At 72.5% G+C, this 22,664-nt stretch carries 23 protein-coding genes; 18 read left to right on the top strand and 5 right to left on the bottom strand.

Annotated features, from left to right (window positions below; all coding sequences use genetic code 11):
• Positions 1 to 212 precede the first annotated feature (212 nt).
• From K1Y72_RS26940 to K1Y72_RS26885, 12 genes are all read left to right on the top strand, one after another.
• Positions 213 to 1,547, top strand: coding sequence for an ammonium transporter (locus K1Y72_RS26940; protein ID WP_220169276.1), 1,335 nt, complete (start codon positions 213 to 215; stop codon positions 1,545 to 1,547).
• A complete protein-coding gene (locus K1Y72_RS26935) occupies positions 1,544 to 1,882 on the top strand; it encodes a P-II family nitrogen regulator (protein ID WP_220169275.1) in 339 nt (112 codons plus the stop codon). Before K1Y72_RS26940 ends, K1Y72_RS26935 begins: the two co-directional genes overlap by 4 nt.
• Positions 1,883 to 1,889: 7 nt before the next feature.
• Entirely contained in the window at positions 1,890 to 4,238 is a 2,349-nt protein-coding gene (locus K1Y72_RS26930) for a [protein-PII] uridylyltransferase (protein ID WP_220169274.1), read from the top strand.
• 727 nt (positions 4,239 to 4,965) lie between these two features.
• Positions 4,966 to 6,531 carry a signal recognition particle protein gene (ffh, locus tag K1Y72_RS26925; protein WP_220169273.1) on the top strand — a complete coding sequence of 522 codons (1,566 nt, stop codon included), beginning with the start codon at positions 4,966 to 4,968 and terminating at the stop codon, positions 6,529 to 6,531.
• A 267-nt stretch (positions 6,532 to 6,798) separates the two neighbouring features.
• Positions 6,799 to 7,248: a 30S ribosomal protein S16 gene (gene rpsP, locus K1Y72_RS26920; protein ID WP_220169272.1), complete on the top strand. Its 450-nt coding sequence runs from the start codon at positions 6,799 to 6,801 to the stop codon at positions 7,246 to 7,248.
• A 4-nt stretch (positions 7,249 to 7,252) separates the two neighbouring features.
• Positions 7,253 to 7,495, top strand: coding sequence for an RNA-binding protein (locus K1Y72_RS26915; RefSeq protein ID WP_026414632.1), 243 nt, complete (start codon positions 7,253 to 7,255; stop codon positions 7,493 to 7,495).
• Positions 7,496 to 7,538: 43 nt separating this feature from the next.
• On the top strand, positions 7,539 to 8,054 hold the full coding sequence (gene rimM, locus K1Y72_RS26910; protein ID WP_220169271.1) for a ribosome maturation factor RimM: 516 nt from the start codon (positions 7,539 to 7,541) through the stop codon (positions 8,052 to 8,054).
• Positions 8,051 to 8,827 carry a tRNA (guanosine(37)-N1)-methyltransferase TrmD gene (gene trmD / locus K1Y72_RS26905; protein ID WP_220169270.1) on the top strand — a complete coding sequence of 259 codons (777 nt, stop codon included), beginning with the start codon at positions 8,051 to 8,053 and terminating at the stop codon, positions 8,825 to 8,827. Before rimM ends, trmD begins: the two co-directional genes overlap by 4 nt.
• A gap of 117 nt (positions 8,828 to 8,944) precedes the next feature.
• Positions 8,945 to 9,298, top strand: a complete 354-nt coding sequence (gene rplS, locus K1Y72_RS26900) for a 50S ribosomal protein L19 (protein WP_220169269.1) — start codon at positions 8,945 to 8,947, stop codon at positions 9,296 to 9,298.
• A 141-nt stretch (positions 9,299 to 9,439) separates the two neighbouring features.
• Positions 9,440 to 10,345, top strand: coding sequence for a signal peptidase I (lepB, locus tag K1Y72_RS26895; protein WP_220169268.1), 906 nt, complete (start codon positions 9,440 to 9,442; stop codon positions 10,343 to 10,345).
• Between the two features lie 60 nt (positions 10,346 to 10,405).
• Positions 10,406 to 11,113 carry a ribonuclease HII gene (locus K1Y72_RS26890; protein ID WP_220169267.1) on the top strand — a complete coding sequence of 236 codons (708 nt, stop codon included), beginning with the start codon at positions 10,406 to 10,408 and terminating at the stop codon, positions 11,111 to 11,113.
• Complete coding sequence (locus tag K1Y72_RS26885; protein WP_220169266.1) at positions 11,110 to 11,424, top strand: DUF2469 domain-containing protein; 315 nt, start codon at positions 11,110 to 11,112, stop codon at positions 11,422 to 11,424. The genes K1Y72_RS26890 and K1Y72_RS26885 overlap by 4 nt, the downstream gene beginning before the upstream one ends.
• 268 nt (positions 11,425 to 11,692) lie before the next feature.
• Here K1Y72_RS26885 and dprA read toward each other — a convergent pair whose 3' ends face one another.
• The 3 genes from dprA to K1Y72_RS26870 form a co-directional block, all read right to left on the bottom strand.
• Positions 11,693 to 12,832, bottom strand: coding sequence for a DNA-processing protein DprA (gene dprA, locus K1Y72_RS26880; RefSeq protein ID WP_220169265.1), 1,140 nt, complete (start codon positions 12,830 to 12,832; stop codon positions 11,693 to 11,695).
• An 81-nt stretch (positions 12,833 to 12,913) separates the two neighbouring features.
• Complete coding sequence (locus K1Y72_RS26875) at positions 12,914 to 14,470, bottom strand: YifB family Mg chelatase-like AAA ATPase (protein ID WP_220169264.1); 1,557 nt, start codon at positions 14,468 to 14,470, stop codon at positions 12,914 to 12,916.
• Positions 14,471 to 14,830, bottom strand: coding sequence for a YraN family protein (locus tag K1Y72_RS26870; RefSeq protein ID WP_220169263.1), 360 nt, complete (start codon positions 14,828 to 14,830; stop codon positions 14,471 to 14,473).
• A gap of 143 nt (positions 14,831 to 14,973) precedes the next feature.
• On the opposite strand from K1Y72_RS26870, the gene K1Y72_RS26865 reads away from it, so the two are divergent.
• Complete coding sequence (locus K1Y72_RS26865) at positions 14,974 to 15,897, top strand: tyrosine recombinase XerC (protein ID WP_220169341.1); 924 nt, start codon at positions 14,974 to 14,976, stop codon at positions 15,895 to 15,897.
• Between the two features lie 39 nt (positions 15,898 to 15,936).
• Here the strand turns inward: K1Y72_RS26865 and K1Y72_RS26860 are convergent, their stop codons facing one another.
• The gene (locus K1Y72_RS26860; protein ID WP_220169262.1) at positions 15,937 to 16,677 is read right to left on the bottom strand and encodes a M23 family metallopeptidase; all 741 of its coding nucleotides are present in this window, start codon (positions 16,675 to 16,677) and stop codon (positions 15,937 to 15,939) included.
• 461 nt (positions 16,678 to 17,138) lie between these two features.
• Here K1Y72_RS26860 and rpsB point away from each other — a divergent pair, with 461 nt between their 5' ends.
• The 5 genes from rpsB to K1Y72_RS26835 all read left to right on the top strand — a co-directional run bounded on the left by rpsB (position 17,139) and on the right by K1Y72_RS26835 (position 21,368).
• Positions 17,139 to 18,101, top strand: coding sequence for a 30S ribosomal protein S2 (gene rpsB, locus K1Y72_RS26855; RefSeq protein WP_220169261.1), 963 nt, complete (start codon positions 17,139 to 17,141; stop codon positions 18,099 to 18,101).
• Positions 18,102 to 18,186: 85 nt separating this feature from the next.
• Positions 18,187 to 19,023 carry a translation elongation factor Ts gene (gene tsf / locus K1Y72_RS26850; RefSeq protein ID WP_220169260.1) on the top strand — a complete coding sequence of 279 codons (837 nt, stop codon included), beginning with the start codon at positions 18,187 to 18,189 and terminating at the stop codon, positions 19,021 to 19,023.
• A 57-nt stretch (positions 19,024 to 19,080) separates the two neighbouring features.
• Positions 19,081 to 19,860, top strand: coding sequence for a UMP kinase (gene pyrH / locus K1Y72_RS26845; RefSeq protein WP_220169259.1), 780 nt, complete (start codon positions 19,081 to 19,083; stop codon positions 19,858 to 19,860).
• A 57-nt stretch (positions 19,861 to 19,917) separates the two neighbouring features.
• Positions 19,918 to 20,475, top strand: a complete 558-nt coding sequence (gene frr / locus K1Y72_RS26840) for a ribosome recycling factor (protein WP_220169258.1) — start codon at positions 19,918 to 19,920, stop codon at positions 20,473 to 20,475.
• Positions 20,475 to 21,368, top strand: a complete 894-nt coding sequence (locus K1Y72_RS26835) for a phosphatidate cytidylyltransferase (protein ID WP_220169257.1) — start codon at positions 20,475 to 20,477, stop codon at positions 21,366 to 21,368. Before frr ends, K1Y72_RS26835 begins: the two co-directional genes overlap by 1 nt.
• A 64-nt stretch (positions 21,369 to 21,432) precedes the next feature.
• Here K1Y72_RS26835 and K1Y72_RS26830 read toward each other — a convergent pair whose 3' ends face one another.
• Positions 21,433 to 22,530: a suppressor of fused domain protein gene (locus K1Y72_RS26830; protein WP_220169256.1), complete on the bottom strand. Its 1,098-nt coding sequence runs from the start codon at positions 22,528 to 22,530 to the stop codon at positions 21,433 to 21,435.
• Positions 22,531 to 22,664: the final 134 nt, after the last annotated feature.

Genomic DNA, 22,664 nt, shown 5'->3' with positions numbered 1-22,664 from the left:
CGGCCACCCCATTCCGCCCCACACCCCCCGCGAACGCCGACGAATCATTGGCGTTCGACCGAAATGCGGCCGGTGAGCAAGGCGAAACATTTCCGAAACACAGCACGGTGGGGTTTCACGCCCCCGAAACACCAGAGCCGTCCAGGCGAAACCGCCGCCCAAGAGTCTTCGGTCATCTCACCGTTCCCCGGCCGAGGAGGGCTCTCTCCGCGATGAAGATCGATACCGGTGCCACCGCCTGGATGCTGGCGGCCACGGCGCTCGTGCTGCTGATGACGCCAGGGCTGGCGTTCTTCTACGGGGGCATGACCCGGGCCAAGAGCGTCCTCAACATGATGATGATGTCCTTCGGCGCCATCATCTCCGTGACCATCCTGTGGGTCCTGTTCGGCCACTCGATCGCCTTCACCGACAACGGCAACACGGCGATCAACAAGTTCATGGGCGGCTTCGACGCCGTCGGCCTCAAGGACGTGGCGACCCAGGTCTCCGAGGGCCTGCTGCCCGACCAGTCGGACAACATCCCGACCATGGTCTTCTCGGCCTTCCAGCTCACCTTCGCGATCATCACGGTCGCCCTGATCAGCGGCGCCATCGCCGACCGCGCCAAGTTCGGCGCCTGGATGGTCTTCTCCGTCGTGTGGGCCTCCCTGGTCTACTTCCCGGTCGCGCACTGGGTCTGGGGCACCGGCTGGCTCAACAAGCTCGGCATCGAGGACTTCGCCGGCGGCACCGTCGTGCACGTCAACGCCGGCGCCGCGGGCCTCGCCCTCGCCCTCGTGCTCGGCAAGCGGCGCGGCTGGCCGAAGGAGCCGATGCGCCCGCACAACCTGCCGTTCGTCCTGCTCGGCGCCGGCATCCTCTGGTTCGGCTGGTTCGGCTTCAACGCCGGCTCCGAACTCGCCGTCGACGGCACCACCGGCCTCGCCTTCATGAACACCCAGATCGCCACCGCCGTCGCGGCCGGCGCCTGGATCCTCGTCGAGAAGCTCCGCGACGGCCACGCCACCACCCTCGGCGTCGCCTCCGGCGCCGTCGCCGGCCTCGTCGCCATCACCCCCGCCTGCGGCTTCGTCGACCCCTGGGCCGCGATCGTCCTCGGCGCCATCGCCGGCGCCGCCTGCGCCTTCGCCGTCGGCCTCAAGTACAAGCTCGGCTACGACGACTCCCTCGACGTCGTCGGCGTCCACCTCGTCGGCGGCGCGATCGGCGCGGTCTCCCTCGGCTTCATCGCCAAGTACCCGTTCCTGGACAGCCAGCACAAGGGCCTGTTCTACGGCGGCGGCGTGCACCAGCTCGGCCTGCAGGCCCTCGGCCCCGTCGCCGTCGGCCTCTACTCCTTCATCATGGCCTGGATCATCGGCACCATCATCGACAAGACCATCGGCTTCCGCCTCGACGAGGAGGACGAGGTCACCGGCATCGACGTCACCACGCACGCCGAGAGCGCGTACGATCTCGCCCCCGCGCACGGCGGCGGCGGATCGGCGCTCGGCTCGGCGGTCGCCGCGGCGTCCCCCGAGCGAAAGGTTCAGGCGGAGGCATGAAGCTCATCACCGCGATCATCAAGCCCTTCAAGCTGGACGAGGTCAAGGCCGCCCTGGAGGCCTTCGGCGTCAAGGGCCTGACCATCAGCGAGGCCAGCGGCTACGGCCGCCAGAAGGGCCACACCGAGGTCTACCGCGGCGCCGAGTACAAGGTGGACCTGGTCCCCAAGCTCCGCGTGGAGGTCCTCGTCGACGACGAGGACGCCGACGACATCATCGACGTCGTCGTCAAGGCCGCCCGCACCGACAAGATCGGTGACGGCAAGGTCTGGGCCGTCCCGGTCGAGACCGTCGTCCGCGTCCGGACCGGCGAGACCGGCCCGGAAGCCCTGTAGGAGCGGAGTGGTCCTCGCGCACGGCACGGCCGGGGAACCGGCCGCCCGCACGACGGACACGGCCCGCGCAGCCCTCGCGGCCGCGCGGGCCGCCCGCGCCGACGAACTCGACCGCTGGCTGGCCGGCCTCCTGCCCGCCGCCCCGAACACCCCCGGCGCCCCCGCTCGCCCTGCCCCCGCCCCCGCCACCGGCGACCTGGCCCTGATCACCGTCGGCAGCCACGCCCGCCGCGAACTCACCCCCGGCGGCGACCTCGACCTCGTCCTGCTGCACCGCGGCCGCGACGACATCGCCCAGATCGCCGACCGCGTCTGGTACCCCGTCTGGGACTCCGGCCTCCGCCTCGACCACTCCGTCCGCACCGTCCACGAGGCCCGCGACGTCGCCCGCACCGACATGAAGGCCGCCCTCGGCCTCCTGTCCGCCCGCCGCATCGCCGGCGAGCACGCCCTCGTCGACGAACTGCGCGCCGGCGTCCTCGCCGACTGGCGCACCGACGCCCGCCGCCGCCTCGGCGAACTCGCCGACCTCTGCCGCGAACGCTGGGAGACCCAGGGCGAACTCGCCTTCCTCCTCGAACCCGACCTCAAGGACGCCCGCGGCGGCCTCCGCGACGTCCACGTCATGCAGGCCGTCGCCGCCTCCTGGATCGCCGCCGCCCCCGACGCCCGCGTCCGCGCCGCCCACGACACCCTCCTCGACGTCCGGCACGCCCTCCACCAGACCACCGGCCGCTCCTCCGACCGCCTCGTCCTCCAGGAACAGCAGGCCGTCGCCCACGCCCTCGGCCTCCTGGACGCCGACCAGCTCCTCCGCACCACCACCGAGGCCGCCCGCACCATCGCCCACGCCTCCGACCAGCTCTGGCACCGCGTCGCCCGCTTCCGCGCACCCCGCCGCGCCCCCGGCACCGTCGAACGCCGCCCCGTCGGCGACGGCGCCGTCGAACAGGACGGCGAGGTCGTCCTCGCCCGCAACGCCGACCTCGCCGACCCCGCCCTCCTGCTGCGTGTCGCCGCGGCCGCCGCCCACGCCGGCCTGCCCCTCGCCCCCGCCACCGTCGACCGCCTCGCCGCCCACGCCGCCCTGCCCCCCACCCCCTGGCCCGCCACCGCCCGCGACGCCCTCGTCAACCTCCTCGGCGCCGGACCCGCCGCCATCGGCGTCTGGGAGGCCCTCGACCAGGCCGGCCTCATCGTCCGCCTCATCCCCGACTGGGAACGCGTCCGCAACCGCCCCCAGCGCAACCCCTTCCACCGCTACACCGTCGACCGCCACCTCGTGGAGGCCGCCGCCGGCGCCGCCGCCCTCATCCGCGACGTCGCCCGCCCCGACCTCCTCCTCGTCGGCGCCCTCCTGCACGACATCGGCAAGGGCTGGCCCGGCGACCACTCGGTCAGCGGCGCCGTCGTCGCCCGCGACCTCGGCGCCCGCCTCGGCTTCCCGCCCGGCGACGCCCAGGTCCTGGAGGCCCTCGTCCGCCACCACCTGCTGCTCCCCGAAGCCGCCACCCGCCGCGACATCACCGACCCCGCCACCGTCGAGGCCGTCACCACCGCCGCCGCGACCGTCCCCGGCCGCGAACGCGAACTCGTCGAACTGCTCGCCGCCATCGCCGTCGCCGACGGCCAGGCCACCGGCCCCTCCGCCTGGGGCGCCTGGAAGGGCCGCCAGGTCGCCGAACTCGCCCGCCGCGCCATCGCCTCCCTCGCCGGCGGCACCCTCCCCCCGCCCCCCGAACTGAAGCCCGAGCAGCTCGCCCTCGCCCGCCACGACGGCGCCGCCGTCCGCGTCAGCGGCACCCGCATCACCATCGCCGCCCCCGACCGCCCCGGCCTGCTCTGGCGCGCCGCCGGCGTCCTCGCCCTGCACCGCCTCGCCGTCCGCACCGCCCGCACCGTCTCGTCCCCGACCAGCGCCGAGGGCGGCACCGCCGTCCTGGACTTCACCGCCGTCCCCGAATACGGCAGCCCGCCCGACCCGGCCCTGCTCGAAGCCGACCTGCGACGCATGCTCGCGGGCCGCCTCGACGTCGCCGAACGCCTGGAGAAACGCGCCCGCTCCGTCCGGCAGCGGCCGGGCGTGCACGTCGCCCCGCCCCGCGTCACCCTCGTCGAGGAGGCGTCGGCGACCGCGACGGTCTTCGAGGTCCGCGCCGCCGACCGCCCCGGCCTGCTCTGGCGCATCGGGCAGGCCCTCGGCGTCGCCGGCCTCCAGGTCCGCGCCGCGCAGGTCGACACCCTGGGCGCCGAGGCCGTCGACGTCTTCTACATCGTGGACGAGAGCGGCGACCCCGTCACCGACCCCGACGTCCTGGCCGAGGCCCGCACGAAGGTCCTGGCCGCCCTCACCTGACCCGCTCCGAAGGACGGCGCCAGCCCGATCCGGGGCACAAGCACCGGTTCTCACAGGATCGGGGGCGGATGAGCCCCGCCGTGCCCTTCGGAACGGGAAGACCGACCTTCCTGCCCAGAGAGGTAGTAGACCGAGGAAGGCGCTGGGGCGAGAAGCGGCAGGCCCTTCCCGCCCTGAGGAGGCAGGGAGACCAGCGGCAGGCCCTTCCCGCCTTGCCGAGGAAGCAGGAAAGACCAACGGCAGGCCTTTCCCGTTCCGGGAGTGCGGGGGAGACCAGCGGCAGGCTCGTCCCGCTCTGAGGGCGTGGGAAGGGAGAAGCGGCAGCCCTTCCCGTTCCGGGAGTGCGGGGGAGAGACCAGCGGCAGGCGGTCACGCTTTGAGGGTGTAGGGAAGAGGGAGAAGCGGCAGGCCGTCCCGCTCTGATGGTGCAGGGAAGAGGGAGAAGCCGCAGGCAGCTCCTGCTCTGAGGGGGCCGGGGGGAGTAGCGGCAAGCTCATCCCGCCCAGAAGCGGAAGAGCCGGCCCTTTGCCGTTCGAGTCAAGGAAACCACGCCCCTCCCGCCCGGGGGCGGACCGCTTACCTCCATGGTCAAGCCCCGCCCCTCCCGCCGGAAGTGGAGCGGCGTTCTGTGGATAACCCGCCCCCCGCCGCGGCGGGGCGGTGCGGGCACGGCGACCCGATAGTCTGGTAGGCGATCCCAGAAGCTTTCCAAGGACGGGCCAGACACGTGTTCGAGACGCTCTCCGACCGGTTGACGACGGTCTTCTCGTCGCTCCGCAGCAAGGGCCGGCTCTCCGAGGCCGACATCAACGCGACCGCCCGCGAGATCCGCGTCGCGCTGCTGGAAGCCGACGTGGCGCTGCCCGTCGTCAAGGACTTCATCGCGCGCATCAAGGAGCGCGCGACGGGCGCGGAGGTCTCGCAGGCGCTCAACCCGGCGCAGCAGGTCGTCAAGATCGTCAACGAGGAGCTCATCGCCATCCTCGGCGGCGAGACCCGCCGGATCCGGTTCGCCAAGACCCCGCCCACCGTGATCATGCTGGCGGGTCTGCAGGGCGCCGGCAAGACGACCCTGGCGGGCAAGCTCGCCCGCTGGCTGAAGGCCGAGGGCCACACCCCGCTGCTCGTCGCCGCCGACCTGCAGCGCCCGAACGCCGTCCAGCAGCTGGAGGTCGTCGGGCAGCGCGCCGGCGTCCCGGTCTACGCGCCCGAGCCCGGCAGCGGCGTCGGCGACCCGGTCTCGGTGGCCCGCCGCTCGATCGAGCAGGCCCGCCACGCCCAGCACGACATCGTCATCATCGACACCGCGGGCCGCCTCGGCATCGACACCGAGATGATGCAGCAGGCCGTCGACATCCGCGACGCGGTGAACCCCGACGAGGTGCTGTTCGTCGTCGACGCCATGGTCGGCCAGGACGCGGTGAACACCGCGCAGGCGTTCATGGACGGCGTCGGCTTCGACGGCGTGGTGCTCACCAAGCTCGACGGCGACGCGCGCGGCGGCGCCGCCCTGTCGGTCCGGCACATCACCGGCAGGCCGATCATGTTCGCGTCGACCGGGGAGAAGCTGGAGGACTTCAGCGTCTTCCACCCCGACCGGATGGCCGGCCGCATCCTGGACATGGGTGACATCCTCACCCTGATCGAGCAGGCCGAGCAGGCGTTCGACGCCCAGCAGGCCGAGCGGATGACGACCAAGTTCGCCTCGGGTGAGGACTTCACCCTGGAGGACTTCCTCGAGCAGATGATGATGATCCGCAAGCTCGGGCCGATCGGCAACCTGCTCGGCATGATGCCGGGCATGGGGCAGGTCCGGGACCAGATCAGCAACATCGACGACAAGGACCTGGACCGGGTCGCGGCGATCATCCGGTCGATGACCCCCGGCGAGCGCACCAACCCCAAGATCATCAACGGGTCGCGGCGGGCCCGCATCGCCAAGGGCTCGGGCGTCGAGGTCGGCGAGGTGTCCAGCCTGGTCACCCGGTTCTTCGAGGCGCAGAAGATGGTGCGCTCGATGGCCGGCGGCATGGGCCTGCCCGGCACGCCGGGCCGGCGGAAGGCCAAGCAGGCGGCCAAGCAGGCCAAGAAGAAGGGCAAGCAGCGCAGCGGCGACCCGCGCAAGCGCGCCGGCGGCCAGCGCGACGGCCAGGCGCCCGCCGCGGACGCGCTGCCGCAGGGCCTGCCGCCCGGTCTCGGCGGTCAGCTCCCGCCGGGCCTCGGCGGCCAGCTGCCCCCCGGCTTCAAGATGCCCGACCTCGGCGGGCTGCAGGGCCGCGACAAGAAGAAGTAGGGCGACCGGCCGGCCGGGGACCGGATCCCCGGCCGGAGCCGTGCCGGAACCGGCCGTCCGGCCCGTCCGGCGCGACACTGCCGCGTGTCACCGGCTGATTGCGCTTTCGGTCCGATCGTCTGGCAGAATGGCATGCTGGAAACCCCGGATCCGCCATGGCGCCCTCTCTCGTCCTGCGCGGCCGGAGTCCATGAAGCGGCCGGCACCGGTGTCCCCACCTGGTCCGAGCCGTTTCGCCTGTATTCAAGTCTGGAGAACACCACACCCGTGGCAGTCAAGATCAAGCTCAAGCGTCTGGGGAAGATCCGGAACCCGCAGTACCGGGTCGTCGTCGCCGACGCCCGTACCAAGCGCGACGGCCGGGCCATCGAGGAGATCGGGCTCTACCAGCCCAAGCAGGAGCCCTCGCTGATCAAGATCGACAGCGAGCGCGCCCAGTACTGGCTGGGTGTCGGCGCGCAGCCGACCGAGGCCGTGCTGGCCCTGCTGAAGGTCACCGGCGACTGGCAGAAGTTCAAGGGCGAGCCGGGCGCCGAGGGCACCCTGCGCGTCGCCGAGCCGAAGGCCGACAAGAAGACGGTCTTCGAGGCCGCCGTCAAGGAGTCCATGGGCGACGACGCGGGGGAGACCGCGGCGACCCGGACCAGGACCAAGAAGGCCGAGGCGAAGAAGTCCGAGGCCGCCGACGAGAACACCGAAGCCAAGAGCGAGGGCTGACGTCGTGCTCGAAGAAGCGCTGGAGCACCTGGTCCGCGGCATCGTGGAGAACCCGGACGACGTCCGGGTCCGCGCCCGCCGCATCCGGGGCGGCCGGGTCCTGGAGGTGCGCGTGCACCCCGACGACCTCGGCAAGGTCATCGGCCGCAGCGGTCGCACCGCCAAGGCCCTGCGCACCGTGATCAGCGCCCTGTCGGGCGGTCGTTACGTGCGCGTGGACCTGCTCGACGTCAACGAGGTCCGCTGACCATGCGCCCCCGTGCCGGCCGCGTCCCCCGGGACGGCCGGTGATGAACGAGCAGCTCGTGGTCGGCCGGATCGGACGGCCGCACGGGATCCGCGGCGAGCTCACCGTCGATGTCCGCACCGACGTTCCCGAGTACCGGTTCGCGCCGGGCTCCGAGCTCGCCACCGACCCGGCGGCCACCGGTCCGCTGACCGTGGCCGCGGCCCGCTGGCATTCGGGCCGACTGCTCCTGCGCTTCACCGGGGTCGACGACCGCGGCGCCGCCGAAGAACTGCGCGGCACCTGGCTCGTCGTCGACCCCGCCGACATCCCGGCCTCCGACGACCCCGACGACTTCCACGACTCCGACCTGGTCGGGCTCGCCGTCGTCACCGCCGGAGGCCAGGACGTCGGCACCGTCGCCGAGATCCTGCACCACGGCCAGGACCTCCTGGTCGTCCGCCGGACCTCGGGCGGGGACGCCCTGGTGCCCTTCGTGGCCGCCATCGTCCCCGAGGTCGACCTGGCCGGGGGACGGCTCGTCATCGATCCGCCCCCCGGACTGCTCGACCCGTCATGAGAATCGACATCATCTCGATCTTCCCGGAGTACTTCGCTCCGCTGGAGATCTCCCTGCTCGGCAAGGCGCGCCGCGCCGGCATCCTGGACACCCGCGTCCACGATCTGCGCGGCTGGACGCACGACCGGCACAACACCGTGGACGACACGCCCTACGGCGGCGGCCCCGGCATGGTCATGAAGCCCGGGCCGTGGGGCGAGGCGCTCGACGCGGTCGCGCCCGCGCCCGCCGCGCCGCGCCTCGTCGTGCCGACGCCGAGCGGCCGCCCCTTCACCCAGTCCACCGCCGCCGAGCTGGCGTCCGAGCCGTGGCTGCTGTTCGCCTGCGGCCGCTACGAGGGCATCGACTCGCGCGTCATGGCCGAGGCGCGCGGCCGGATGCCGGTGGACGAGGTCAGCCTCGGCGACTTCGTGCTCGCTGGCGGCGAGGTCGCGGTGCTCGTCATGATCGAGGCGATCAGCCGGCTGCTGCCGGGCGTCCTCGGCAACGCCGCCTCGGTCTCCGACGACTCCTTCGCGCCGGGCGCCATGGAGTCGCTGCTGGAAGGCCCCGTCTACACCAAGCCGCCGGTCTGGCGGGACCGCGCCGTGCCCGAGGTGCTGCTGTCGGGCAACCACGGCGCGATCGCCCGCTGGCGGCGCGACGAGGCGCTGCGCCGCACCGCCCGGCACCGCCCCGAGCTGCTGGAACGGCTCGATCCGGCCGCCCTGGACGCCCGCGACCGCGAGGTCCTGGCCGAATTTCCGGGGCATGGCGAAGATGTGGCACACTGAAGTGTTGCCGGTGCGCTGACGCACGGCCGAACCCAAGATCCATCTCGCGCGGCGCGACGCCCCCTCGCGGTTCCTCCGGGGCCTCTCGACGTTCCGCGTTCGACCCATGAGGAAGTCATGCACACCCTGATCCAGGAGATCGAGAACGCGGCCCTGCGCGCCGACCACCCGGACTTCCGCCCCGGCGACACCGTGCGCGTGCACGCCCGCATCACCGAGGGCAAGGTCACCCGTGTGCAGGTCTTCGAGGGCGTCGTGATCCGCCGCCAGGGCGGCGGCGCCCGCGAGACCTTCACCGTCCGCAAGGTCAGCAAGGGCGGCTACGGCGTCGAGCGCACCTGGCCGCTCAACACCCCGCACATCGAGAAGCTCGAGGTCGTCACCCGCGGTGACGTCCGCCGCGCCAAGCTGTACTACCTGCGCAACCTGCGCGGCAAGGCGGCCCGCATCAAGGAGAAGCGCGACTTCTGAGCCCGCGCGTTCCGACGCGACGATGCTCCGGCGCCCCGCCGGCCGCGCTTCCCGCGGCCCGCGGGGCGCCGTCGCTTTCCCCGGGACGCGACACGGCCGGTCACAGCGTGCGACGGTCCGTACGCCGATAGGCTTCGGCTGATGACAGACGAGGACGATCGGAGAGACGTGCGTTCCGAGGCCGAGGGCGCGGTGCCCGACGAGAAGCAGACCGTGGCCTCCGCCGGCGAGGAGGCGTCCTCCGGCGCGGACGGCGGGAAGGACGGCAAGAAGAAGCAGGGTTCCTTCTGGAAGGAACTGCCGATCCTCATCGTCGTCGCGCTCGTCCTCGCCATGGTCATCAAGACGTTCGCGGTGCAGGCGTTCTACATCCCGTCCGGCTCGATGGAGAACACCCTCCAGGTCGGCGACCGGGTCCTCGTCAACAAGATCGTCTACCGTACCCGCGACATCGCGCGCGGCGACATCGTGGTGTTCAACGGGCTGGACTCCTGGGATCCCGAGACCGAGGTGCCCGAGCCGACCAACCCGTTCTCGAAGGCGCTGCGCGCCATCGGCGGCGCCTTCGGGGTCGCGCCGAACGAGAAGGACTACATCAAGCGCGTCATCGGCGTCCCCGGCGACACCGTCAAGTGCTGCGACGCCGAGGGCCGGGTGACCGTCAACGGCGTCCCGCTCGACGAGCGCTCCTACCTGTACACCGATCCGGCCACCCATGAGCAGAACAAGCCGTCGGAGAGCAACTTCGAGGTGACGGTGAAGCCGGGCCAGCTGTGGGTGATGGGCGACCACCGCGCGCTGTCGTGGGACTCGCGCAACCACCGCGGCGACCCGGGCGGCGGCACCATCCCGGTGAACCGTGTCATCGGCCGCGCCTTCGTGATCGTCTGGCCGCTGAACCACATGGGCGTCCTGCCGATCCCGAAGACGTTCGAGCAGCCCGCGCTGAAGGGCGCCGCGGCGCTGGTCCCCGCCGCCCCGTTCGGCGCCGCCCTCGCCATCGCGTTCCCGCTCACCCGCCTCTACCGCCGGTTCCGCGCGCGCTGACCGGGGAGCTGACCGGGGAAACGCACGTTCCGTCCCTTCCCGCCGCGTACGCTGCGGGGCATGAAGGGCCGTCCCCTCCGCTTCACGCCCCGCCGTGACGCCGGTCTGTACGCTTACGAGCGCGCGCTGGCGCACGGCGGGTTCAGCCCCGTCGCAGGTGTCGACGAGGCGGGCCGCGGCGCCTGCGCGGGCCCCCTGGTCGTCGGTGCCGCGATCCTGGACCCGGCGCGGCCGATCCCCGGCCTCGCCGACTCCAAGCTGCTCACCCCGGCCCGCCGCGAGGCCGCCTACGACGCCATCATCGCCCGCGCCGTCGCATGGAGCGCCGTGATCATTCCGAGTCACGACATCGACGTGACCGGCGTGCACCGCTGCAACATCGCCGGGATGCGCCGCGCCCTGGCGGCCCTGGGCGTGCGACCGGCCTACGTCCTCAGCGACGGCTTCAAGGTCCCCGGCCTGGACGTGCCGAGCCTCGCCGTCATCAAGGGCGACCGGGTCGCCGCGTGCATCGCCGCCGCCTCCGTCGTCGCCAAGGTCACCAGGGACCGCCTGATGACGGCCCTGCACGACCGCTACCCCCACTACGGCTTCGACGTGCACAAGGGCTACATCACCCGGGAGCACTCCACCGCTCTGACCTCGTACGGACCGTGCCGGGAACATCGCTTCTCCTACGTCAATGTGGGCCGTTCCTTGCGCGACAATGGAAGGGCGTCCTCGGGGGAGGTCCCCGGCGAAGGCCGGACGGAAGGGGCACGCGCGTGAGCGCCGAAGATCTCGAAAAGTACGAGACCGACATGGAGCTGCAGCTCTATCGCGAGTACCGCGACGTCGTCGGCCTGTTCGCCTACGTGGTCGAGACCGAGCGCCGCTTCTACCTGACCAACTCGGTCGACCTCCAGGTCCGCAGCACCGACAACGGCGAGGTCTTCTTCGAGGTCACCATGCAGGACGCCTGGGTCTGGGACATGTACCGTCCCGCCCGCTTCGTCAAGAACGTCCGCGTGGTCACCTTCAAGGACGTCAACGTCGAGGAACTCGCCAAGAGCGACTTCGAACTCCCCTCCGACCAGTAGCACCCTCCCTCGGATCGCTTCGGCCGGCTTCACCGCTCACGCCGCCCGACCGAGTTCGCCCGTCCGCTCCGCCCTGTCCGCCCCATCCGGGGAGGCGGCCCCGTCCGGGAAGACCGGACCGTCCCGGCGATCCGGACCGTCCCGGCCGCCCGGACTGTCCCGGCCGCCCGGCCGTCCTGGCTGCCCGGCCGTCCCGGATGCCCGGGCCGTCCTGGTCGCGCGGTCCGTCTCGGGCGCGGTCCGTCCGGGGTGACCGTCCTCCCCGGCCTCATCGGTGGGCCTTGGCGGTGGGGGTGAGGCGCCAGCCGGTGGGGGAGCGCTCCACGAAGCCGGCGGCGGCCAGGAGCCCGAGCTTGCCGTTGACGGTGGCCATGTCGAGCCCGGCTTCGGCGGCGAGCTGGGCGGGACCGACCGATCCGCGGGCCGGCATCGCCTCCAGCAGCGTGCGGGCGTCGGGTTCGAGCCGGTCCCGGGGAAGCACCGGGCCGGCGGGGTCGGGGGCCAGATCGGTGCCGATCTGGCCGACGGCCTCGACGATCTCCTCGACGCGGGTGACGAGCAGCGCGGGCGGCTGGTCGCGCAGGAGCCGGTGGCAGCCCGCCGAGTTGTAGGAGCCGACCGGGCCGGGGACCGCCATGACCTCCCGGCCCAGCTTGCGCGCCCAGGCCGCGGTGCTGAGGGCGCCGCTGCGCCAGGCGGCCTCCACCACCACGGTGCCCCGGGAGAGCGCGGCGATCACCCGGTTGCGGACGAGGAAGCGTGAGCGGCGCGGCGTGCTGCCCGGGGGCGACTCGCTCACCAGCAGCCCGTGCTGGGCCATTTCGGTGAACAGCGCGTTGTTGCCGATCGGATAGGGAACGTCGACGCCGTTGGCGAAGACCGCGACCGTCACGCCGCCGGCGGCGAGAGCCCCCCGGTGCGCTGCGGCGTCGATGCCGAGCGCGCCCCCCGACACGACGCACCATCCGCGATCGGCCAACTCCGCGCCGAGGTCCGAGGCGACGCGCAGGCCGTAGGGGGAGGCCGCGCGCGCCCCGACGAGCGCCACCGAGCGCAGGCAGTTGTAGCGCAGGTTCTCAGGTCCGCGGAGCCACAGGGCGTAGGGCCGCTCGTCGGCGAGGTCGTCGAGCGTCGTCGGCCACTCGGGCTCTCCGGGACAGACCAACCGCAGGTCCGAGCCGTCCCAGGCGGTGGACGGGTCCTGCTCCAGCCTTATGCGCCACCGGGCGAGGCGCTTGACGGCCTTGCCCTTCATGCGGCCGTCGACCTCGAATCCCGCAGGTAACTCCGTGCGCCGCACGGCTTCCAGCGCTCCTTGCGGACCGCCCTGCTCCATGATGCGGTTCAGCAGTGCCTCGCCGGGCTCGGCGATGGCGGCCAGTGTCGCCCTCGCTTGACGATCGTCCATGTTCCCTCCTCTGTAGTGCGGCCGTGGGGCCGGTGTCCTTCCCGCGCGTCGAGCACGACGCCGGGGCCTGCATCCGGTGGTTCAGGGGCGTCTTGTGCTCCACAGGTTCAAGGCGCCGCCGACGTCGTCCGCGGTGGGCTGGTCGTGTCCGGCCAGGTCGGCGATGGTCCAGGCGACGCGGAGGACGCGGTCCAGGCCGCGTGCGCTGAGGGTGCCGCAGTGCAGGGCGTCGTCGGCCGCGCGCATCGCCTCGCCCGACGGGACGAAGCAGCGGCGCAGCTCCGGACCGGGGATCTCGGAGTTCATGCGCCACGGCGTGGCGTCCAGGCGTTTCAGCGTGCGTTCGCGGGCTTGGAGCACGCGCTCGGCGACGACCTCGCTGGACTCGGCGAACTCCAGGTCGTAGCGCAGCTCCGCGCGGCTGGCCGGAGTGAGCTCCAGTTTCAGATCGACGCGGTCGAGGAGCGGACCCGAGATGCGCGACAGGTAGCGTCGCCGGATCGGCGGCGCGCAGGAGCAGTCGACCTGTTTGGCCGCCGCGCACGGGCACGGGTTCGCCGCCAGGACCAGCGTGAAGCGGGCGGGAAAGCAGGCGGTGCCCTCGGCGCGGGAGATCCGGACCTCGCCCTCCTCCAAGGGCTGGCGGAGAGCGTCGAGGGTGCCGCTCATGAATTCGGGGGCCTCGTCGAGGAAGAGCGTTCCGCGGTGCGCGAGGGAGACCGCGCCCGGCTGCAGGACGCGCCCGGATCCTCCGCCCACCATGGCGGCCCTGGTCGCGGTGTGGTGCGGGGCGAAGAAGGGAGACCGGGTGATCAGCGGCTGGTCCGGGGGGAGCGTGCCCGCCACCGAGTGGATCGCGGTGACCTCCAGCGCGGCGTCCGGTTCCAGGGGCGGCAGCAGCGTCGGCAGGCGCTCGGCGAGCATCGTCTTGCCGCACCCCGGCGGGCCGGAGAAGAACAGGTGGTGGCCGCCGGCCGCGCTGACCTCCAGGGCCCGGCGCGCCTCGGCCTGCCCCCGCACGTCGGCGAGGTCCAGTCCCGCGTGCCGGTCGCGGCCGCGCAGCCCCAGCCGGTCGGCCGGCGGGGGGAGCGGCGACGGGTCCGCTTCCTCCTCCTCGGGCAGCGGCTCGTCGCGCAGGATCGCCAGCAGCTCGCGCAACGACCCCGTCGCCACCACCTCGGTGCCCGGGACGAGGCGCGCCTCGGCGGCGTTGCCCCGCGGGACCACGACGGTCGTGCAGCCGGCGTTGGCGGCGGCGAGCACGGCGGGCAGCACGCCCGTGATGGGACGCGCCCGCCCGTCCAGGCCCAGTTCGCCGATCATGACCATGCCGGCGCACGACCGCGGCGGCACGACCTCGGCGGCCGCGAGCAGGGCGACGGCGATGCTGATGTCGAAGATCGATCCCTTCTTGGGCAGGCTGGCGGGGAAGAGGGACACGGTGACGTGCCGGTTGGGCCAGTCCTCGCCGGAGTTGAAGACGGCGGCCCGCACCCGGTCGCGGGCCTCGTTGAGCGCGGTGTCGGGCAGGCCGACCAGGTGGAGCCCGGGAACGCCGCTGGTGATGGCGGCCTCCACGTCCACCACGAACCCGTCGACCCCGACCAGCGCCACCGAGCGGGTCTTGGCGAGCGTCATTCAGCACACCCCCTGCAGATGGTCGAGGGCGAAGCCGTCGCCCTCGACGGTCAGGCCGAGCACATCCACGCGGACACCGTCGGGAGGCACCCCGTGCGACACCGCCCACGCCATGGCCAGCCGCCGCAGCCGGGCGGCCTTGGCGCCGCCGACGGCCTCCAGCGGGTCGCCGAACCGGTTCGACGTGCGCGTCTTCACCTCGCAGACCACGTACTGCCGCCCGTCGTGGGCGACGATGTCGAGCTCGCCCTCCCGGCAGCGCCAGTTGCGGGCCACCAGGCGCCAGCCGAGCCGCGCCAGATGGCCGGCGGCCGCGTCCTCGCCCCGGACCCCGAGATCGCGCTTGCTGTCGTGGGTCATCGACCTCACCTCCAGACTTCGACGATCCCGTTCCCTCACTCCCGGTAGAAGTAGAACCACGTTCTGTGGATAACTCCGGGTGAAGATCGCCGAAGGCTCGTGTGAGGCTTGCTTTCGACCCGACGCTGCTCCAGCGTGGCGGCGTGACCATCGAGGGCGCGTCGCCGCTGGGCGAGACGATCAGGGAGTTCGCACGGCATCTCGGCGCCGAGCGCGCCCTGTCCGGGCACACCCTGCGCGCCTACCTCGGCGACCTGCGCGACCTGGACGCCTACGCCGACCGCATCGGCCTCGAAGGCCCCGCCGAACTCGACGTCACCGTGCTGCGGGCCTGGCTGTCCCGCCAGCACGCCCTCGGCCTCTCCCGGGCGACGCTGGCCCGCCGCACCGCGGCCGTGCGGGCGTTCACGAGCCATCTGCACCGGCGCGGGCTGCTGTCCAGCGACCCCGGCGCCCTCCTCGGCACCCCCCGGCGCGCCCGCGACCTGCCCGTCGTGATCACCCAGGACCAGGCCGGCCGGCTCCTGGACACCGTGGACGCCACCGGCCCCGAAGGGCTGCGCGATCTCGCCGTCCTGGAGGTGCTGTACGGCACCGGCATCCGGGTGAGCGAGCTGTGCGGCCTGGACGTCGACGATCTGGACGGCGCCCGCCGCACCGTCCGCGTTCTCGGCAAGGGAGGCAAGGAGCGGACGGTGCCGATCGGCGAGCCCGCCGTCCGCGCCGTCCAGGACTGGTTGCGCGCCGGGCGCCCCGCCTTCGCCACCGAGAAGAGCGGGCCCGCCGTCTTCCTCGGCGTGCGCGGCGGACGCCTGCACCCCACCACGGCCCGCCGGATCGTGCACGAGCGCATCGCGGAGGTCGGCGAGATGCCCGACATGGCGCCGCACGGTCTGCGCCACAGCGCCGCGACGCACCTGCTCGAAGGCGGCGCGGACCTGCGCAGCGTCCAGGAGATCCTCGGGCACGCCTCCCTGCAGACGACGCAGCTCTACACGCAGGTCTCCGCGGAACGCCTGAAGCGCGTCCACCGGCAGGCCCACCCCCGAGGCTCGGCGGCCGAGTAAGCCGCCGAACCGCGTCACGCCCTTCCCGGCGGGCGCGGCTCAGCGGGCGCGGCGTGCGCTGCGCTCCCGGGCCAGGTCGATCACGCCCGGCGGGACCGGCGGATGCCATGCCTTCCGGCCGCGGACTCCCGGACGCCGCCACAGGAAGGCGGCCACGAACGCGACCGCCATCCCCAGCAGGGCGCCGCCGCTCGCGGCGGTGGCGTCCCGCAGGCCCATCCGCGGCGGCTCGTCGCCTTCACGCGCGGGGTCTCCCTTCCGCACCGTCCGCTCGGCGACCTGCGCGGCCGCCGGATCGGTCACTTGATCGACGGCGGACGACGCGTCGGCGCCCGGAGCCACGAGGCGAGGCGTCGACCCGCTCACCCCTCCCTCCTGCGACCGGGCGCCCGCCGGATCCCCGGCCCACCAGGGCAGCAGCCGGACCTCCGGCCGGACCAGCGTCAGCGGATCCAGGTAGGAAGCGCCCTTCCGCAACCCCCAATGCAGGCACGGCGCCCCGCAATGCGGCGGGGCGGCCCCTTCCAGGACGCCGATCCGCGTACCGGCCGCGACCTCCCGTCCCACTCCGACCGCCGGGCGGACCGGCAGGTACGTCGTCCGCAACCGCCCGTGCGTGATGGCGACCACGCCGCGGCCGGCCAGCCGGCCCGCGTACGAGACCTGACCGGACCCGGCCGCGTACACCGGCTGCCCGGCCCGCCCGGCGAGGTCGACGCCCCGGTGCCCGGGCGCCCACGGGGCGATGGGCGGGGCGAAGACGCGCACGACGTCCGGCACCGGCGGTCCCAGGGGCCACCGCCACTGGACAGGTCCGGCCGCCACGCCGGGCGCCGCGGCGGCCGCGGTTCTGGACGCGAGACTGTGGGCAGCGTCGGGGGCGCCTCCCGCCGGAACGGTCGTCAGGCAGGTCAGGAGCATGATGAACAGGCTCATGTCCGGTAGCCTGCCTGCGCCGGAAAGCCGGGACCAGGCTTTCCGGAGACTGTGGATAACTTCCCGGGCGGCGCCGCCCGCACCGTTGATTCCACGTGTACGCCAGTCATCCCATAGAATTGGGAGACGGTCGCGCCGGGGGTCCACCCGGGCGACCGAATTCACGCGCTCGCCAGCCACCTGTCTCCAGGACGAGGTGGGGCCACAGCCCCTCGGTCCGCCGTACGCGGCGGCGGGGCACGGGTCCGGGCGCGGGCAGACAACCAAACGTGGCCCATAACGGGCCGGACAGGAGAACACGGGCTATGGCTCCCGTCGTCACCATGCGCCAGCTCCTTCAGAGCGGCGTCCACTTCGGTCACCAGACCCGCCGGTGGAACCCGAAGATGAAGCGCTTCATCCTCACCGAGCGCAACGGCATCTACATCATCGACCTCCAGCAGTCGCTGTCCTACATCGACCGCGCCTATGAGTTCGTCAAGGCCACGGTCGCCCACGGCGGCACGATCCTGCTGGTCGGCACGAAGAAGCAGGCGCAGGAGGCCATCGCCGAGCAGGCCGGCCGCGTCGGCATGCCCTACGTCAACCAGCGCTGGCTGGGCGGCATGCTCACCAACTTCTCCACCGTGCACAAGCGCCTCACCCGGCTCAAGGAGCTGGAGGAGATCAACTACGACGACGTGGCCGGCTCCGGCATGACCAAGAAGGAGCTCCTCGGCCTGCGCCGCGAGAAGGACAAGCTCGAGCGCACCCTCGGCGGTATCCGCGACATGGCCAAGGTGCCGAGCGCCGTCTGGATCGTGGACACCAAGAAGGAGCACATCGCGGTCAACGAGGCCAAGAAGCTCGGCATCCCGGTCGTCGCGATCCTCGACACCAACTGCGACCCCGACGAGGTCGACTACCCGATCCCGGGCAACGACGACGCCATCCGCAGCGTCAGCCTGCTGACCCGCGTGGTCGCCGACGCCGTCGCCGACGGCCTGATGGCCCGCGCCGGCGCCGCCACCGGCGGCGAGGAGAAGCCCGCCGAGGCCGGCACCGAGCCGCTCGCCGAGTGGGAGCGCGACCTGCTGGAGAACAAGCCCGCCGAGGAGGTCGCCGCCGACGCCCGCGCCGAGGACGGCGGCAGCGCCGAGGTCCAGTCCGGCGTCGAGAACGACCGCGCCGCCGAGTCCGAGGCGACCGCCGCCCCGGACGCCGACGCCGCGCAGGCCGAGGCCGCGCCGGCCGAGGAGACCGCGCCCGCCGAGGCCGAGCAGGCCTGACCCGACCGGATCCCCGGGGCGCGGCCCCGGGGATCCGTCGCGCGTGCACGCCAGACTTTCCCACCACGACAGAGACGAAAGAGCGATGGCTGACTTCACCGCCGCCGACGTCAAGCGGCTCCGCGAGCTGACCGGCTCCGGCATGATGGCCTGCAAGAACGCCCTGACCGAGGCCGAGGGCGAATTCGAGAAGGCCGTAGAGATCCTCCGCCTCAAGGGCGCCAAGGACGTCGGCAAGCGCGCCGAGCGCACCGCCGCCAACGGCCTCATCGCCCAGTACTTCGAGGGCACCGCCGACGGCGCGCTCCTCGAGCTGAAGTGCGAGACCGACTTCGTCGCCAAGAACGCCGAGTTCATCGCGCTCGCCGACCGGATCACCGAGTTCGCGAGCAAGAGCGGCGCCGCGGACGGCGCGGGCGTCAACGCCGCCGAGATCGAGCCCGGCAAGACCGTCGAGGCCCTGATCCAGGAGGCCGGCGCCAAGATCGGCGAGAAGCTGGAGCTCGGCCGCTTCGCCCACTACCAGGGCGCCTACGTGGCCAGCTACCTGCACAAGTCCGACCCGTCGCTGCCGCCGACCACCGGCGTGCTCGTCGAGCTGGACAAGGAGAACCCCGAGATCGCCAAGGACATCGCGCAGCAGATCGCGGCCATGTCCCCCAAGTACCTCACCCGCGAGGACATCCCCGCCGAGGCGATCGAGAAGGAGCGCGCTCTCGCCGAGCAGCTCACCCGCGACGAGGGCAAGCCCGAGCAGGCCATCCCCAAGATCGTCGAGGGTCGGGTCAACGCCTACTTCCGCGACTTCGTGCTGCTGGAGCAGGCGTTCGTCAAGGACAACAAGAAGACCATCGCCAAGCTCCTCGACGAGGCCGGCGTCAAGGTCGTGCGCTTCGCCCGCTTCAAGGTCGGCCAGGCGTAAGGGACTCTGGAGACAGAGCACCCGCAGGATTTCACGGATTACGAGGAGGCCGCCGACGTGCCGGAGCCCACGAACACTGACACGGCGGCGGCCTCGTCGCCCGCCGGCCACGCCCCGCGGGCCGGCTGGCGGCGCGTGCTGCTGAAGCTCTCGGGCGAGGCGTTCGCCGGCGGGGATCCGCTCGGCATCGACCCCGAGGTCGTGCAGCACGTCGCCGAAGCGATCAACGAGGCCGTCAAGGACGGCGTGCAGGTCGCGGTGGTGTGCGGCGGCGGGAACATGTTCCGCGGCGCGCAGCTCGCCGAGCGCGGCATGGACCGCGGCCGCGGCGACTACATGGGCATGATCGGCACGGTGATCAACTGCCTGGCGCTGCAGGACTTCCTGGAGAAGCTCGGCCTGGACACCCGCGTGCAGACGGCGATCACCATGAGCCAGGTCGCCGAGCCCTACATCCCCCGCCGGGCGATCCGCCACCTGGAGAAGGGCCGCGTGGTCATCTTCGGGGCGGGCCTCGGCCAGCCGTTCTTCTCCACCGACACCACCGCCGCCCAGCGCGCGCTGGAGATCGGCGCCGAGGCGGTGCTGAAGGCCACCCAGGTGGACGGCGTGTACGACGCCGACCCCCGCAAGAATCCGGACGCGGTCAAGTTCGACCGTTTGGATTACGGTGAAGTCCTACAGCGGGGCCTGAAGGTCATGGACGCCACGGCCATCAGCCTCTGCATGGACAACGAACTGCCCATCGTGGTCTTCGACCTCATGGGGCAGGGCAACATCGTCCGGGCCGTCCGCGGTGAGAAGATCGGCACGATGGTCAGCCCGGCCGAAGGCTAGACCGAACGACGCAGCGGCCTGGACAGAACGGCCGACCTAGGTGAACCGGGAGTCGAAGTGATCGACGAGACCCTCCTCGAGGCCGAGGAGAAGATGGAGAAGGCGGTCGCGGTCGCCAAGGAGGACTTCCAGGCCATCCGCACCGGCCGCGTCACCCCCGCCATGTTCAACAAGATCGTGGCGGAGTACTACGGCACCCCGACGCCGATCAACCAGCTGGCGTCCTTCACGCTGCCCGAGCCCCGGATGGTCATCGTCCAGGTCTTCGACAAGTCGTCGATGGGCGCGGTCGAGAAGGCGATCCGCGACAGCGACCTCGGCGTCAACCCGTCCAACGACGGCAACGTCATCCGGGTGGTGTTCCCCGACCTGTCGGAGGAGCGCCGCAAGGAGTTCATCAAGGTCGCCGGCGGCAAGGCCGAGGACGCCAAGGTGTCGGTGCGCAACGTCCGCCGCCGCGCCAAGGACGCCCTCGACAAGCTCGCCAAGGACGGCGACGCGGGCGAGGACGAGGTCCGGCGCGCGGAGAAGGAGCTCGACGACGCCACGCACAAGTACGTGGCGCAGATCGACGAGCTCCTGGAGCACAAGAAGGCCGAGCTGCTCGAAGTCTGATGGAACGCGACGAAGCCGGGGAGCCCTCGGGCTCCCCGGACGAGCAGGCCGCCTCGCCGGGTCCGCAGGCGCCGGCCGCCAAGAAGCGGGCGGGGCGCAACCTGCCCATCGCCATCGGCGTGGGCGCCACCCTCGGCGCCCTCGTGCTGGTCTCCCTCTACACCGTGAAAGAGATCTTCCTCGGTGTGATGGTGATCTTCCTGTTCCTCGGCATGCGCGAGCTGACCGAGGCGTTCAAGGTGCGCGGCATCGCCGTGCCGTTCATCCCGCTCGCCGCCGGGATGGTCGCCGCGCCCGTCTGCGCCTACGTGTGGGGGGCCACCGGCCTGGTCGCCGCCGTCTCCCTCACCGTCCTGGCGATCATGGGCCTGCGGATGGCGGAGGGCGCCGACGGCTACGTCCGCGACGCCACCGCCGGCGTGTTCACCGCCGGGTACCTCGTCCTCATGGGCGGCGTCGTGGCGCTGAACATGCGGCCCGACGACGGCGACCACCGCACCGTCATCTTCATCGCGGTGACGGTGGCCAGCGACATCGGCGGCTACTTCGCCGGGTCGTTCCTCGGCCGGCACCTGATGGCGCCCACGATCAGCCCGAAGAAGACCTGGGAGGGCGTCACCGGCTCGGCGATCACCTGCATGATCGTCGGTGCTGCGCTGGTCGCCACGCTGCTGGACGGCGGCCACGCCTGGCAGGGCGTGATCATCGGGCTGGCGGCCGTGGTCACCGCGACCGTCGGCGACCTCATCGAGTCGGTCATCAAGCGCGACCTCGGCATCAAGGACATGGGCACCCTGCTGCCCGAGCACGGCGGCGTCATGGACCGCCTGGACTCCCTGGTCGCCACGGCCCCCGTCGTGTGGCTGCTGCTGGAACTGTTCGTGCCGGCCTGACCCGGGCCACTGGACGCGCACCGGCCCCGGAAGCCCTGCTCCCGGGGCCGCGCCGTGCCGGCCGTCAGGACACCACCCAGGACCGGCCCTGCTGCGCGAGGCGACGGACGAGGGCGTCCGATCCCTCGTTCTTGGCGTACCGGTGCTCCTCGCCCGTGATCGGGACGAGCCACAGCCAGCGCACCGGATCCCCGCCCACGGACAGGCCGTCCAGCGGCGGCGGCACCGGTCCCGGCAGGCGGCCCGGATCCTCCAGCAGCAGGATGCCCTCCCAGGCGTGGCCGCCGTTGCCGAGCGGGAACGTGCGCGGCTCGTGGTACCACTTCACGACGTCGCCGGGAGCGAACCAGGTGACCGACCGCCACGGATACTGCGACAGCCAGGGGAAGATGCTTCCGGCGCGCTGGCTCGGCAGCGAGGTGGCGACCGCCAGTTCGATCCGCGCGTGGGGCGCGACGTCGTCCTCGTACAGCTCCACGGTGGGCATCCGCTGACGGCTCATGCCGACCGTCGCGAGCACCGTGAACGCGCGATCGCCGCGTGCGGGACGCTCGGACACGCCCACCGTGGGCGCGGGGCCGCGTCCGCCGGTGAGCTGACTCCCGACGTCGTGCCAGTAGTGCCCGCCGGGTCCGAGCCGCTGCAGCAGATGCCCCAGTACGGACTGCTGGTACTCCGCCCAGGTCCCTTCCGCCTCGACGGCCTTCCAGTGCTCGCGCGCGCGGTCGACCCGCGGCCCGAAATCGTCGATCTCGTCTTCGAGGGGGAAGGCGAACGGGCTCTGCGCGGTGGCGTCGCGGCTGTAACCGGGTAGCCCGCGCGCTATGTCGGACCAGCCGGGCAGTACGAACAGGATCTGGCCTGACTCCAGGACGGCGACCCCGTCGCCCTCCTCGAACCACACCACCTCCAGCGCCGCGGGATCCAGCAGAGCGCGTCCGGCGGGGTCGCGCAGGTGCGAGGCCGGCATCAGCGGGGCGAGCCCCGCCCGCATCCGCTCCTGATCCGGTCCGTCGGGGGCGGCGCGGTGGTTGGCCACCCATACGGCGCCGACGACGGCGTCCCGCGCGTCGCGAAGGTAGGCGGCGGTCACCGCTCCGTCGCTCTCCACCACGAGCCGGCGGCTCCCGTAGGGGTTCAGTTCGGTTCGCACCACCGTCATCGCCGCTCCCCGGGCCGGCGCGGACCCCTTGCGCAGTACCGACATGATCGAGACCCTAACTCCCGGACAAGGTCATGCGCAGGGATGTGGGTGGTCACGCGGGACGTCCCGGGCACCCGCCGGGGTTTGCGACA

This window comes from Actinomadura parmotrematis (assembly GCF_019458805.1).
Lineage (GTDB): Bacteria > Actinomycetota > Actinomycetes > Streptosporangiales > Streptosporangiaceae > Spirillospora > Spirillospora parmotrematis.
This window is presented reverse-complemented; position numbering and strand designations above follow the sequence as displayed.